The organism is Peribacillus sp. GL_122 (assembly GCF_057835005.1).
In genome coordinates this window covers 2,775,757-2,790,317 of the sequence record NZ_CM174415.1, presented here as the reverse complement: position 1 = coordinate 2,790,317, position 14,561 = coordinate 2,775,757, and the positions used below count along the sequence as shown (strand labels likewise).

At 39.7% G+C, this 14,561-nt stretch carries 12 protein-coding genes and 1 pseudogene; 12 read left to right on the top strand and 1 reads right to left on the bottom strand.

Annotated elements, in window-relative coordinates:
• Positions 1–76 precede the first annotated feature (76 nt).
• The 10 genes and pseudogenes from AC3ISB_RS13450 to AC3ISB_RS13405 all read left to right on the top strand — a co-directional run.
• Positions 77–316 (top strand): annotated as a pseudogene (locus AC3ISB_RS13450) (ArsR/SmtB family transcription factor); the annotation flags it as partial.
• Between the two features lie 93 nt (positions 317–409).
• Entirely contained in the window at positions 410–802 is a 393-nt protein-coding gene (locus AC3ISB_RS13445) for an SRPBCC family protein (RefSeq protein WP_489276928.1), read from the top strand.
• A gap of 82 nt (positions 803–884) precedes the next feature.
• Entirely contained in the window at positions 885–1,478 is a 594-nt protein-coding gene (locus AC3ISB_RS13440; protein WP_098372385.1) for a YdeI/OmpD-associated family protein, read from the top strand.
• A gap of 898 nt (positions 1,479–2,376) precedes the next feature.
• Positions 2,377–4,320 (top strand): transporter substrate-binding domain-containing protein, encoded by a 1,944-nt coding sequence (locus AC3ISB_RS13435; protein ID WP_489276758.1) that lies wholly within the window; start codon positions 2,377–2,379, stop codon positions 4,318–4,320.
• A gap of 24 nt (positions 4,321–4,344) precedes the next feature.
• On the top strand, positions 4,345–5,721 hold the full coding sequence (locus AC3ISB_RS13430; protein WP_489276757.1) for a sigma-54-dependent transcriptional regulator: 1,377 nt from the start codon (positions 4,345–4,347) through the stop codon (positions 5,719–5,721).
• Positions 5,722–5,883: 162 nt separating this feature from the next.
• A complete protein-coding gene (locus tag AC3ISB_RS13425; RefSeq protein ID WP_489276755.1) occupies positions 5,884–6,891 on the top strand; it encodes a TAXI family TRAP transporter solute-binding subunit in 1,008 nt (335 codons plus the stop codon).
• A gap of 19 nt (positions 6,892–6,910) precedes the next feature.
• Positions 6,911–8,011, top strand: a complete 1,101-nt coding sequence (locus AC3ISB_RS13420) for an ABC transporter substrate-binding protein (RefSeq protein ID WP_144551650.1) — start codon at positions 6,911–6,913, stop codon at positions 8,009–8,011.
• Between the two features lie 47 nt (positions 8,012–8,058).
• The gene (locus AC3ISB_RS13415) at positions 8,059–9,192 is read left to right on the top strand and encodes an ABC transporter ATP-binding protein (protein ID WP_098372407.1); all 1,134 of its coding nucleotides are present in this window, start codon (positions 8,059–8,061) and stop codon (positions 9,190–9,192) included.
• Entirely contained in the window at positions 9,156–10,100 is a 945-nt protein-coding gene (locus tag AC3ISB_RS13410) for an ABC transporter permease (RefSeq protein ID WP_098372380.1), read from the top strand. The genes AC3ISB_RS13415 and AC3ISB_RS13410 overlap by 37 nt, the downstream gene beginning before the upstream one ends.
• On the top strand, positions 10,100–10,906 hold the full coding sequence (locus tag AC3ISB_RS13405) for an ABC transporter permease (protein ID WP_094246734.1): 807 nt from the start codon (positions 10,100–10,102) through the stop codon (positions 10,904–10,906). The genes AC3ISB_RS13410 and AC3ISB_RS13405 overlap by 1 nt, the downstream gene beginning before the upstream one ends.
• A gap of 62 nt (positions 10,907–10,968) precedes the next feature.
• Here AC3ISB_RS13405 and AC3ISB_RS13400 read toward each other — a convergent pair whose 3' ends face one another.
• The gene (locus tag AC3ISB_RS13400) at positions 10,969–11,610 is read right to left on the bottom strand and encodes a hypothetical protein (protein WP_489276753.1); all 642 of its coding nucleotides are present in this window, start codon (positions 11,608–11,610) and stop codon (positions 10,969–10,971) included.
• Positions 11,611–11,722: 112 nt separating this feature from the next.
• Between AC3ISB_RS13400 and AC3ISB_RS13395 the strand changes: the two genes are divergently transcribed.
• Both AC3ISB_RS13395 and AC3ISB_RS13390 read left to right on the top strand, forming a co-directional pair.
• Positions 11,723–13,129 carry an FAD-binding oxidoreductase gene (locus AC3ISB_RS13395; protein ID WP_489276752.1) on the top strand — a complete coding sequence of 469 codons (1,407 nt, stop codon included), beginning with the start codon at positions 11,723–11,725 and terminating at the stop codon, positions 13,127–13,129.
• Positions 13,130–13,161: 32 nt separating this feature from the next.
• Positions 13,162–14,457: a (Fe-S)-binding protein gene (locus AC3ISB_RS13390; RefSeq protein ID WP_430099464.1), complete on the top strand. Its 1,296-nt coding sequence runs from the start codon at positions 13,162–13,164 to the stop codon at positions 14,455–14,457.
• Positions 14,458–14,561: the final 104 nt, after the last annotated feature.

The window sequence follows — 14,561 nt, the reverse complement described above, 5'->3', positions numbered from 1 at the left end:
ATGTCAATAATAAAATTGACAGGACACCATTTGGTGTCATATAATAAGACACCAATTAGTGTCCTATTAAGGGGGGGTGATTTTGAACGAGAAAAATCAAGAGCGTGATATTTATGTAGCCATCGCTGACCCAACAAGACGTAAATTGCTACGTTTGTTGGCGGACGTGGAAGAATTGCCACTCAATGGGATGTCCGTTCATTTTGAAATGGGTCGTACTGCGGTTTCAAAGCATTTGGCAATCCTTAAGGAGGCTGGTCTCGTAATCAGCAGAAAGGTCGGCAGGGAAACGCGTTATCGGCTGAATGCTGGCCCGTTGAAAGAAATTGAGGATTGGGTATCGTTTTACAAGAGATTCTGGAGTGAAAGAATGTTACTTTTAAACCAAATATTACAGGAGGAACAAAAAATGACTTTAACAGTATCACAAGATTTTAATTTTAAGAGCCCGATCGAGAAGGTATGGCTCGCCTTAACAGATGCAAATACTCTTGCAAAATGGGTAATGGCTAATGATTTTAAACCTGTCGTCGGGCATAAATTTCAGTTTCGGAATGAACAGTGGAATTTAATTATTGATTCCGAAGTTCTTGAAATGGAGGAGCCTTATAAGTTATCTTACACTTGGGTAGGTGGCGGGATAAACACTACAGTCACATGGACATTAAAGCACGAGGATGGAACAACCTACTTACATCTTGAACAAACAGGATTCGAAAAAGAAGATCAAGCGTTCAATGGTGCGAAATTTGGTTGGGCGAAAATGGGCGAAGATCTAAAAAAAGTGTTAGAGGAAATGTAAGACCAAACTTCCGAACTTGTTTTTTAGTATTTAGCTAACATATAGGAAAAAGCAAACTGCTCGGAAAGAGGAGTGTTCCGTAATGACAAATAGTAGAATGAATCCTAAAGTTGATGAATTTATAAGTAAAGCTAAAAAGTGGAAAGAAGAATATGAGACGCTGAGAAATATCGTTCTTGATTGTGAGCTTACCGAAGAATTTAAGTGGATGCATCCTTGTTACACGTTTGAGAATAAAAACATAGTTTTAATACATGGATTTAAAGAATATTGTGCGCTCCTGTTTCACAAAGGTGCCTTGTTAAAGGATGCCCATGGGATTCTAATCCAACAAACGGAGAATGTACAGGGGGCGCGCCAGATTCGCTTCACCAATGTTCAAGAAATAGTTGCAACGGAAACCATTCTGAAGGCCTATATCCATGAAGCCATTGAAGTTGAAAAAGCCGGTTTGGAAGTGAATTATAAAAAAAATACAGAATTTATAATTCCTGAAGAACTTCAAAAAAAATTCAATGAAATTCCATCCTTGAAAACAGCTTTTGAGGCATTGACCCCGGGACGGCAAAGAGCGTACATTCTTCATTTTTCACAACCCAAACAATCCAAAACTCGAGAGTCAAGGGTTGAAAAATGTATGAAGAAAATTCTCGATGGAAAGGGATTAAATGATTAGTATATTCGATGAGAAAATAAATTAATCAAGTTTCAAGATATTTCCTCTACCTGCGTTCATCCAAATAACCTACTGGTAAAAAACAAAAGTGATACGTAGAGTATATGCAAACTACTACCGTACAACAGGCTTACGCATTCCAACTAAGAAAAGAAAAATACACAAAAAAGTGTACCCTTTGGCTTTTATTGAAAGGTACGCTTTTTTGAACTAAAGGGTGTTTATAATGAACTCCAACAAAACCACCTAATAAAAATAATGTGTAAATCCATTATAGGGCGCTTTTATGGAGTAACAAAAAAGCCTAATTTCTCAGTGAATTGGGCTCTTAATTCTGGAATTTCGATTTAAGAAAATGGCGTTTCTTTACATTTGGCAATGTCTGGAGGTTCCCGATGGTTTAATCCCGAACCATGTTTATAAAAGAAAACTTCGTTATCCTTCATGTTATTTTTTTTATATGGAAGAAACCCTTATTAAATTGAAGATTTGCGACACTCCTGCCGAATAACTGGCTAGCAGAGACCACACAGGCGCTTGCTATGATGAGGCTTGGCAGACAGTCGGCGGATAGGGAGCGGATTTCGGAAATCAACTGGCTCCTTTTTAGGTAAACTGAATCTTTTTCTAATTTCATAAAAATTAGAAGTCTATTCCTAATCTAAAACCCGGCAAAGGTTGCTGGGTTTATATTTATTTCGTTTGATAGAATCACATACCTTTTTGTAGGTTATTGTTAGATTGTGTCAGATTATACTAAGAATTTAAAGGGTTCAAGTCCTAATTGGAGAAGTATATTATCATGATGGTTTTAGCCGAGGAATATTAACTGCAGGATTTTGACATAGGAGGAGGGCTCTTAATTAAAAAGCAGCTGTTTATAATAAGTATATTTTGCTTGATAGTCTTTGTTCAAACGCTTTGGTCTCCCGCTGTTTATTCTGAACAAAAAACCTTTATAATTGCTGGGGAAAGTGCTCTTCCTCCATTTTCATTTGAAAATGAAGCTGGTGAGCTGACAGGCATCAATATTGATTTAATGGAGGAAATAGCAAAATTTAATGGCGTAGATTTCAAATATATTCCGATGAGAATGGAAGAAGCCGAAAAAGCTTTAAGTAATGGAACAATTGATGCAATTGTTGGAAGTACCTATAATACCGAAAAAGATAACCAACTTGATTTCACTCAATCCTATTTTACAATGTCCCAATCAATTATCATTCCTAGTAATAGGAAACAGGATATTCATACGTTAACGGATCTACGTGATTCACATGTTGTCCTTGACCAAAACACTCCAGTAATCAGTACATTTCTCAATATGAGGAATACAAATTTAACGACCGTTTCAAATCAATACTCGGGTATTTTAACATTATTGAACAACCGTGCAGATGTATTCATCGGAAACAAATGGACTGCAGATTTCTATTTGAAAAAGTTCCGCCAAGAAAAGAATTACATCATTCTCAATGAAGTCATTGAACCAGCGGATTATACGATTGCAGTGAAAAAAGGGAATCAATCGCTTCTTTTCATGATGGATAATACACTCACAGAACTTAAAGCCAACCGAAATATCAATGGGATAATCGATAAATGGGTCATGCCACAATCCAATCAAAAAATTGCCAGGCTGGAGCAATTCATATTCTGGTTGATCATAATTCTAACTGCCGTGGCCCTTATCCTTCTAATCATCTACATATGGAATCAAAAGCTAAAAAAATCCGTTCATAACCAGACGTTAAAATTACATTTATTAAATAAGGATTTGGAGAAACAACGGCAAAATATTGCTAATGCTGAAGCGTTCAAAGATCAAATCTTAAACAATATCAATCATGGAATCATTACATTCGATCTCGATTTCATGATTACCAGCTGCAATGCAAAGGCATCAGAAATTCTTAACATTTCCAAGGAAATGATTCTGAATTTTATGAATCATTCACAATTAATGAGGAATTTCGGGGCTTTACATCAAGAACAAAATGAGAATAATCGTACGGGTTCTTTTCGAATCTTGGTATTTGATGAGGAAAATGAACAGAAGGTGATTTCATATTCGATGCATAAGATGTTCAACTCTGAAGATATACAAACCGGATACTTACTTTCCATGAATGATGAGACGGAAAAGAAAACATTGGAGAAAAAATTGGTCACACAAGAAAAGCTGCACGCTCTTGGTCAACTAGTTGCAGGTGTCGCACATGAAATAAGGAATCCTTTGACATCGATTAAAACATTTATTGATTTACTTCCGAGTAAATATGATAATCCTCAATTCCGACAAGTTCTAATGGAGCACTTGCCTACTGAAGTTAACCGTTTGAATGCGATTGTTACTGATTTAATTGAATATGCACGTCCGCGTCCGCCAAATATTACAAATTGCCGCGCTCATGAACTTATATCATTACTTGCTTTTCATAAAGTGACAATGGGGAAAAAACAAATAAATTTCGAGCAGACGATTGAGGAGGACCTTATTTTTTATATAGACTTACAACAAATTCAACAAGTACTTCTTAACTTGGTGTTGAATTCGATTCATGCCGTTGAAGAAACAAAGGAAAAGACCATTAAAATCACCATTGATAAAGAGAACGAAAAGACAGGCCGGATTACTATATCCGATACTGGAAAAGGGATGAAACAGGAGGAACTGAACCATATTTTCGAGCCTTTTTTCACAAATAAAGAAAAGGGCGTCGGTTTGGGACTAACGTTATCGTATAGGTTAATTAAAGAAAATAACGGAGATATCCATGTGAAAAGTTATCCTAATTCAGGTACGAAATTCACCATTTCACTACCTTTATATATCGAATAGAATCCTGGAAAGAGGAGGAGTAATATGAAAATGCGTGTATTGGTGATTGATGATGAACCTGCTATTTGCACCGCTCTTAGCTTTGCATTGGAAGATTCTTATCAGGTCGTGACCACTACTGACCCGGATGTGGGGCTCCGGAAGATCGACAATCAGGCTTTTGATATTGTGTTACTTGATTTGAGAATAGGAAATAAAAGTGGACTTGATGTCCTGCCGAAAATCAAACAAATAGCACCTAACGTAACAGTCATCATGATGACTGCCTATTCATCAATTGAAACTTCCATCGAGGCCATAAAAAAGGGGGCCTACTACTATATTGAAAAGCCAATTAATATTGAAGAACTTTCTTTGCTCTTGATGAGGGCAGCCGAATTCAAACAGATGTCCAATCAATTGGAGACATTACATGAAGAATTGGAGATTCAAAAGGGATTTGGTAACTTCCTTGGTAACAGCAAGGCGATGCAGCGTATTTTCTCAATGATCGAAAGAGTGAAAGATATTGATTCCAGTGTTCTTATCACGGGTGAAAGTGGTACTGGAAAGGAGCTTGTAGCCCGAAACATCCATACGCTAGGAAGAAGGAAAAACAATCCAGTGCAGATTGTCAATTGTGCAGCAATTCCTGAGATGCTACTGGAATCTGAGTTGTTCGGTTATGAGAAGGGAGCATTTTCCGGTGCAACACAGAGGAAGGAAGGGAAATTCGTTGCGGCTAATGGAGGCATCCTTTTTCTCGATGAGATTAGTGAAATGCCCCTTCCTCTTCAAGCCAAATTATTACGAGTATTGCAGGAAAGGGAAGTGACGCCTCTGGGGTCCAATACAAAAATCTCATTGGATGTCCGGATTATAAGTGCAGCAAATAAAAACTTGGAACAAATGGTGATGGAAGGGGAATTTAGGGAGGATTTGTATTTCAGGCTAAATGTCATTCCCATCTCGATGCCGCCTCTCAGAGATAGAAAAGAAGATTTACCGATCCTTATGGATTATTTCATAAAAAAGCACGCTAAGGATATGAATCGAGAAGATAAGACTTTCTCGGCAGCCGCACGTCGGATTTTACTAGATTATCATTACCCTGGGAATGTCCGTGAGCTTGGTAACATTATAGAATATGCTGTCGCCCTATCAAACTCGAAAAAAATGGAGGATACCGACTTGCCGCAATATGTTCAAGAGCAGAAGTTCATTCTCCACCCGGATGGCAATGACGACGATTTTAATAGTTTCAAAATCCCAATTGGCATATCCATGAAAGAGATAGAAGAAAAAGTCATAACGGCCACTCTTCAATACTGTAAAAACCATCGGCAAAAAACAGCTCAAATCCTAAAAATTTCTGAAAGAAGCCTGCGTGATAAAATCAAGCTCATTTCAAAAGGAGAATAAAAGGTTCAACGTGTTAATCGGCATTTTTTTCTGGATAACCGGCAAAAATTGCCGATTTATACTTGTATATCATGTAATAAATCGGCAGGATTTGCGTTTTAAAGCAGAAAATCGACTTGGCATGGTATTTGCATCTAAATACAATAAGAAAGGAGGGCCACAATGAAGAATGGAGCACTCTTTATAAAAGTCGCTTTTTTATTTTGTTTCATGACAGGATGTTCTTTTATGAATGAGCAGCAGGAAATATCTAAACCTGCTTCTACCTTGATTCAGAGTCAACTAACTTCTGAAGGACAGGACTTAAATAATAGGATGCTAATCATTGGAACTGGAGATATGACAGGAGTTTATTTTTCATTAGGTCAAAGATTATCAAATATGTATGAAAAATATAATGGAACTGTGTCAGGTACCCAGGTAACCCAGGCTTCCATCGAAAATACTGAATTGGTTAGCCGCCATCGTGCAGAAATTGGTTTCACCACAGTGGATGTACTGGATTTGCCTGAAACGGATAAATCCAAGTTAAGAGCTTTAACGGCCCTATATTCCAATTATGTACAAATTGTTACTACTAAACAAAATGATATTGATTCCTTAGAAGATTTAGTTGGTAAACGCATTAGTGTGGGAACGGCAGGAAGCGGTACAAGGCTTATTGCAGAGCGGATACTGTTAGAATCTGATTTACCGACTGATCAATTGAATTTATCCTATCTTTCTTTTTCTCAATCTGCAGAAGCATTACGAAATGGTACCATTGATGCAGCTTTCTTTTCTTCGGGAATCCCGAATAATGAAATCGCTTTCATATCCAAGCAGACGGAACTATCTTTTATTCCAATCCCGGGAGACATCATTGAAGGTCTTCAAAAACAATATGGAGTTTATACTCATGATGAAATTCCCAGAGATACATACGGGGGAATGAAAAAAAATGTCCAAACGATTTCAATTAAAAATGTCCTGGTAACCTACAAGGAAATGTCTGACCCTCATGCATACAGTCTTGTGAAAACATTATATGAACATCTGCCTGAACTACAGCATACACATCCAGCTGCTTCTGATATTTCAATAAATGAAGCAACTAAACAAGTTCCACTTGATTTTCATCAAGGGGCCATGAATTATTTTAACGAACAAGGAATTATTGGAGATCAATGAAAAACGGGAGGTAATGACTATGAAAAAACTGCTGAGTCTTTTATCAATAATAGTATTGATCGCTCTTGCGGGATGTGGTAATCCTACTCCGCAAAAACCGGGGGAATCCGTCCAAACGGGTGCAGGTGAAAAAGGAGAGAAAAAAATAACGATTGCTGGTAATGGCGGTGTCATTGAAAGTGCCATCAGAGATGTGATCGCACCAAAGTTCAAAGAAGAAACGGGAATCACTGTTAATTATATTTCCGGTTTATCAGGTGAAATCCTATCCAAAGTGGAATTACAGAAGAACGCTCCGCAAATAGATGTTGCTCTTTTTGTACCGGTTGATGTAATTCGAGCTAAGGAGAAGGAACTGATCGTACCAATTGATGAGTCCAATGTTCCCAATATGAAATCGGTGGATTCACGTTTCATTCCGGTTGAAAATGCTGCCGCGCCAGCATTCGGTTTAGTCATTGCACCAGCTTATAATACGGAAACCTTTAAAAAGAAAGGGTTAAAATCAATTGAATCATGGAATGATCTTGTCTCACCGGATTACGAGGGTAAAACGGCATTTTCAGATATTACGAATGACTGGGGTTTCAATACCCTTAATGGTCTGGCGATTTCAAACGGCGGCAGTACGGAAGACATGGAACCAGGCCTTGAAAAAGCAAAAGATCTTGCAGCTTATTCCAATACGTTTTATAAAAACTCAACGCAAATGATGCCAGCTGTCCAACAGGGAGCTGCTGACGTAACGGTCATGGGAAGTTATTCCATAGGCGAACTAGCCGTTTCAGGTATTCCCATTAAGATGGCCGTACCTAAAGAAGGTGTACCGCTTCAAGCTTTTAGTGCTGGTCTCGTGAAAAATACGCCTAATAGCAAAGAAGCCCTTGAATTCATCAACTATGTAATCAGTGAAGAAGCGCAAGCGTTAATTTCCGAAAAAGGATTTTATCCGACGGTAGAAGGAATGAAAATTCCAGAAAAATATGAAGAGTCAATCGGCCTTAAAGCAAGTGATAAAACATTCAAACCTGATTTCGCCAAGTTTGCCGAAATCCGCGCCGAGGTGTCAGACAGATGGGCGAAAGAGGTTACTCCTGAATTAGGGAAAAAACTCAAATAAAAAAGGAGCGTGTTGATCACATGGAAGTATTAAAAAAAGATGTGGAAATGAATAGGCAACCCCTGGAGGCAGTTCAGGGGTTTGGATCAAACAAAAATGATGTAGAGATAAAAGGCGCGTTTAAACAATTTGGAGCGAATGTTGTCCTGAATGGCATTGATCTGGAGGTGAAACAAGGAGAGTTACTTACTCTTCTTGGGCCCTCAGGGTGCGGAAAGTCTACAACCTTGAACCTAATTGCAGGGTTCCTCGATGCAGATCGGGGTGAGGTCCATATTAAAGGCAACAATGTTACGAAGGTTCCGCCTTATAAGCGTGATTTAGGAATGGTTTTTCAAACTTATTCGCTTTTTCCTCATATGACAGTCTATGAAAATCTCAGTTTTGGCTTGAAACTGCGCAAAGTTAGTAAAGCTGAGCAAAAAAAGAAGATAAGTAAAGCGCTTGAATTAGTGAAAATGTCAGGATTGGAGAATCGTTATCCAAGGGAATTATCAGGAGGTCAGCGTCAGCGTGTTGCGATTTCCAGAGCACTTGTAGTTGAACCGGAGCTCCTTTTGCTTGACGAACCGCTTTCAAACCTTGATGCAAAGTTGCGCCATGAACTCAGGGCCGAGATAAAGCGCTTACAAAAGGAAATTGGCGTAACGACCATTTTTGTGACTCATGATCAAGAAGAAGCTCTTTCCATGTCTGATCGAGTCGTGGTCATGAATGCAGGGAAAATTGAACAAATCAGTACTCCGACTGAGATTTACAATCATCCCAAGACTGAATTCGTGTTTCAATTCATCGGGAAATCGAATTGTTTTGAAGGGAATGTGTCTGCTGTGGATAAGCGGAAAGTTTCAGTCAAGATAGGGCCTGATATCACTCATGTCGATGCAAACAACATCATGGGAAATGATAGTGATTTGAAAACCGGTGATGAGGTGAAGCTTTATATTAGACCAGAAAAACTGCAAATTGTTTCTCTTGATGAAAAATCTACCTCTCCATTGGATTTCCAACATGCTAAGATAAGCCAAATTAACTATCTTGGTACCTCTTGGGAAATCAATGTTCTATTACATGGGAAAAGTATTCAAGTATTGACTTCCGCTTTCGATTCATCATGGCAAAATGGAAGTGAGGTGTTGATTGGATGGAGCCCATCAGAAGTTATGCTAGTCAAGAAATAGAACAGGAAACGAATCCTATTGAACCGCAAAAGGAACCTAAAATCAAGAAAAGGAAAGTCTGGGTGCCGGGATTACTCCTTTTAACGCCGATTCTGCTTTTCATATTTGGTTTCTTTGTCATACCGATGTTATACATTTTATATTTAAGCTTCATATCAACAGATAATCTTGGAGGAGCGGATGCAGTTTATAGCCTAAAAAACTATACACAATTATTTACCGATAGCTATTACTTATCTTCTTTATGGCTGACAGTGAAAATCAGTTTATATTCGGTCTTGGTTGCTTTATTTCTTGGATATCCGGTAGCTTTGACGATGGCCAAAAGTTCAGCTCGGATCAGAGGGTATATCACTCTCTTGATCGTGTCACCGCTCTTGGTAAGTATAGTTGTCCGTAATTTTGGCTGGTACCTTTTGCTATTGCCTAACGGAACGATTAATCAAACCTTGATGGCCCTTGGCATAATAGATGCACCATTGAAACTATTGTTTTCGGAAATCGGAGTTGTGATTGGGCTATCCAATGCATATCTTCCTTTCATGATCTTATCCATCGTTGCCAGTCTTTATAATATTGATCCTTCTCTGGATAAGGCTGGAGCAATACTTGGGGCAAGCCCATTCAGAAGGTTCTTTTCGATTACATTGCCGTTAAGTATCCCTGGTATCGTATCTGGCTGCATTCTCGTATTCAGTTTATCAATGAGTGCTTATGTTACGCCTGCACTAATGGGGGGAGCCAATGTGCCCGTAATGCCTGTTGTCATCTATGATCAAATAAATAACTTGCTGCATTGGACATTCGGATCTGCTCTTTCTTATATTCTATTAGCAACCACTGTCATATCAGTGGCCGTCTTTACCAGGGTGTTTGAAAAAGGGAAATTCAAGGAGGTATTCCGATGATGAAAACGTTTGGCGGCCTTCGGATTGCCGTAGCCGTGTTAGCAATTATCTATATCTTGATACCGCTCATAGTCGTTATTCCCGCTTCTTTTACAAGTGCCAATTATCCAAGTTTTCCGGCTGAAGGCTTCTCACTGCAATGGTATGCCAAGATCTTGGAGCGTCCTGAATTTTTGGAAGCCTTTTTGAACAGTGCGAAGTTCGCAGCATTAGCTGCCCTTTTCTCCGTCATATTCGGAACTTTGGGTGCCCTTGGCATCGCAAAGTATGATATACCTGGAAAATCGTATATTACGGCCCTATTAACTTCTCCATTAAGTGTGCCGCAATTAGTCTTGGGGATTGCACTTTTAATGTACTTTACACCAATGATGCTTGCCGGTACGTCTACAGGATTTTTAATTGCCCATATCGTCATTTGCATACCATATGTTATGCGGCTCGTATTAACCGGTTTAAGTGGATTTGATTATAATCTCGAACGGGCCGCGGCGATACTTGGAGCGAATCCACTAACAGTATTCATGAAAGTGACACTGCCGCTAATTGGATCTGCGGCCATCTCAGGGGGATTATTCGCATTTTTAACATCATTTGATAATGTAACGGTCTCTCTCTTTATGGTATCACCGGAAATGAGAACGCTGCCGATCGAAATATTCTCGCAAATGCAGGATGCCTACAATCCAATCGTTGCATCCGTGTCAAGCGTGGTTATTTTCATATCAGTTCTTCTAATCGTCATACTTGAAAAAATTCAAGGTGTCGGGAAAGTTTTTGGTGGTTCCCATCATACTAACGGTTAAAAACGAGATGAATGATGCGACAAACGATCATGCTGGCTAAGTTCTGATATTACGAAGAAAACTCATCCAAACGTTCCATTCAAATGAGCCAAACACCTTTTAGCAGCCAATAGCGGAGCCGTTAGGACAGGGACAGAGGGATTAACCTGCTTTGCGATATGTTCCATACTATATTGTGAAAGCAAAATCACTTCTGTCTTTCCATCCAATTGTTCCGCCATCTTTTTAACCCGATCGTCATGTTCCTTTCTTTTTCCTTGTGATAATAAATGGATGATCCCGGGATCCACCAATGATTCGATCATACAGTCAGGATTCTTATTTAATAAGTAATTTTGAAGGGCGATTGGCGTTTCTTTTACGGTTGAAACCAGGCCGATGCTAGCATAACGAAGCGCTTCATCAAGCATGACCTCATCTGAACGAAATAACTTTACAGGGTATAGAGGTTGTAAGATTGAAGTGATGTCATTAAAAGCAGAGCAAGTAAGTTGGATGCATGAAACATCAGATTCATAGGCTATATTCACTAATGCAGAAAAGCGGCGGATGATTTCCGGAGTCAACTTGCCGCTCTTTTCCATCAAGGCGAGAAGACCCGTGTCCATGAAATGAAGTAGTTCAATGTTTGGAGCAACAGTCTGAAAGGCCACTTCAATTGGGCGTAGTGCAGTCGTGGTTGCGTGAATCAGTGCGATTTTCAAAAAAAAACCTCCTTTTCCTTTCTTCATTATATCTAGCAGAATCATAAAATGCCATTATATTACATACAAATAGTTCTTCTCCAATTTACTATTAAGAAAGGAAGTGAGAGGCATGGAGAAAGAAGCCCTGGACGACCTTAGGCAGGTAATTCCAGATGACAGAATGTTCCTTGATTTGGCAGAAAGGTATTGTTATAGCTATGACGCTTCTTTTGGGGAATATTTACCTGAAATCGTTATACAGCCAAAAAATGCGAAGGAAATCAGTGAAGTGATTAAATTGGCCAATACTCACAAAATACCTGTTTACCCTAGAGGGTCTGGAACTTCGCTAAGTGGAGGCCCATTACCTGTTAAAGGGGGGATGGTTCTTGATATGACCCTTTTACGGGATAAATTGATCATTGATCGGGAAAATATGCTTGCCATTGTCTCACCAGGTGTGATTACGGCAAATATCCATAAAAAGGCTGAAGAAGCCGGCTTGTTCTATCCACCGGATCCAAGCAGTTCCAATGTTGCCACTATAGGCGGGAATCTATTAGAAAACTCCAGCGGCCCAAAGGGATTGAAATACGGAACGACAAAAGAATATGTGATAGGCCTGGAGGTGGTCACCCCGACGGGAGAAATCATTCGTACTGGCGGAAAGACCGTAAAAAATGTAACAGGTTATGATTTGACCCGATTGATCGTAGGATCGGAAGGTACCCTGGGCATCGTTACTGAGGCAATCATCCGCTTAATACCAAAACCTCAATCTAAACAAACTTTTGTCGCCCACTTCAATCATTTGATAGACTCTGGCCATGCCATTACCAGCATTTTATCGTCAGGGATTCTACCATCTGCCCTGGAACTGATGGATAACGCGTGTATCCGTGCTGTCGAAAGCTATCGGCCTTCAGGATTACCTCTTCAGGCAGAAGCCATTCTGATCATAGAAATAGATGGTCACCCATTGGCGATTGAGGAAGAAATCAATAAATGCGCCGATATATGCAAGGCGGAGGGTGCTTCCTACGTCAAGATAGCGGAGACAGAGGAAGAACGCCAAACTATTTGGAGTGCGCGTAAATCTGTTTCCCCGGCCATTACACAAATGGGTCCTACAAAAATTTCTGAAGACGCGACCGTTCCACGCAGTCAAATACCGGCGATGATGGAGAGATTAAACACTATACGGAAGAAATACGGGTTGAACTTGGTTGTATTCGGTCATGCAGGGGATGGCAATTTACATCCGAACATCATTACCGATAAACGAAATATTACGGAAATGAAAAAAGTGGAGCTTGCAGTCAGTGAAATTTTTGAAGCCGCAATCGAACTAGGCGGAACACTTTCCGGGGAACATGGTATCGGTACTTTAAAGTCACCTTATATGGAAATGGAATTAGGAATAACAGGGGTGAATATGATGAAAAAAATTAAAGAAGCATGGGATCCCAATAATATCCTGAATCCAGGAAAGATTTTTCCTGATAAAGGCCAGACAAGGGTCGTGTTGGTTACATGAATCTATCCGTCAAACCGAACGAGACAAATTCAGTGGCCAATAATTTATATTCAGATGCCTATGATTGGACAAACCAATGCGTAAAATGCGGTTACTGTTTACCAGCTTGTCCTACATATGAATCAATGGGAGTGGAATCTGCCTCTCCACGCGGTCGAATCAATCTAGTGAAAATGGCAGCCGAAGGGAAAATAGATTTCCAAAAAGATTTAGCTGAACCGATCGACCTATGTTTAGGCTGCCGTGCTTGTGAAACCGCATGTCCTGTCGGTGTGCCATACGGACATATACTGGAAGCGGCAAAAGAAGCCATTGAAAACTCCCCGTCAGCTAACCAAAAAAACAAAATGAACAAGATCAAAAAACTGGCATTGGTTCATCTTTTTCCATATCCAAAACGTATGAACAGGATTGGTAGTGCAGTACAGTTCTATCAAAAAACAGGATTATCCAAGCTTATCCGTTCATCGAATGTACTGCAAAAGGTTTCCCCAGCCCTTGCACATTTAGAACAAGCACTTCCAGCCATCGAGACATCCTCCAAACGAATCCGGACAGGTACGATAATGCCGGCAAAAGGAGAAACGAAATTAAAAGTGGCATTTTTTGCTGGGTGTATCATGGATTCCATGATGTCACGAATAAATCGTCTTACCATTGAGCTGCTCACTTTAGCAGGTTGTGAGGTCATTCTCCCTGAAAATCAGAATTGCTGCGGTGCACTGCATTCCCATCAAGGTGAAACAAAACAAGCTAAAGCATTGGCAAAGAGGAATATCCAAGCCTTCATGCAATCAGATGCTGATGTAATTGTAAATAACGCAGGAGGCTGCGGCGCTTCGCTTCTTGAATATGGACATTTATTGGCAGATGATCACGAATGGGCTGGGGCGGCAAGGGCTTTCTCGGAAAAATCAAAAGACATCAGTCAAATTCTTCATCAATTAGGGCCACTCCCCTTTACTGAAGAATGGCAAGGCATCGTTTCCTATCAAGATTCATGTCATTTACGCAATGTTCAAAAGGTCCAAAAGGAGCCTCGTTTATTATTGCAATCCATACCAGGTGTTTCCTATGTGGAAATGGAAGGGTTTGACCGTTGCTGTGCATCTGGAGGCATTTACAATCTTCTTCACTTTGATGAATCCATGAAGATATTGGATGAAAAAATGAAGAACCTAAAAGATACAAAAGCCACTACAGTAGTGACCGTTAACCCGGGCTGCCAAATGCAAATGAGTATTGGCATTCAAAGGGAGGGGGCAGCAAATCAAATCAAAAGTATGCATCTTGTTGAAATACTTGCCAAGGCATGCGGCTTGGATTGACAAAAAGGATATTAAAACCTCATAAGACATTACTTGTCAGCATTTTCGCACTTATGGGGAAATGCTGACGTTTTATTTTTCAATTAATTAATGACCATGTTAGG